The following is a 380-nucleotide window of genomic DNA, read 5'->3' as shown; positions in this document are numbered from 1 at the left end:
GTTCAAGCTGCAGGTCGACGCGGTCGCCAAGGCCATTTCCGATGCCAAGGCCGAACTCCAGAACCGCTACAATCTTGTTGTCGGCCGCCTGGAGCAGTTGGGCAATCCGCCTGCCGCCGGCCAGCCGCCGGAAAGTGCGGCGACTGCCGGCGACCGCAAGCGTCTGCAGGGCGAACAGGGGCAGATGAACGGAATCCTGTCGGACGCCGATGTGCTCGACAAACAGGCGACCGATCTGTCGGGGCACATCACCGATCTCCGGCGGAAACTCTTCGCCGAGACGCTGTTGCGCTACACCGAGGTCAATGGGCAGTTGCTTGAAGACACGGCCGATGGGTGGGGAGAGCTCAAGCGAAAGTTCTGGTCCAGCGTTGATGGCA

General features: G+C 62.9%; 1 protein-coding gene. It reads left to right on the top strand.

Annotated features, from left to right (window positions below; translation table 11 throughout):
• Positions 1-380, top strand: a 380-nt coding sequence (locus tag AC1D0P_RS31680; protein WP_477680347.1) for a hypothetical protein, incomplete at both ends; no start/stop codon positions are given.

Source organism: Polaromonas sp. P1_G2 (genome assembly GCF_056405515.1).
Note: the sequence above shows the minus strand (reverse complement) of the source record. Positions and strands in the feature narration are given on the sequence as shown.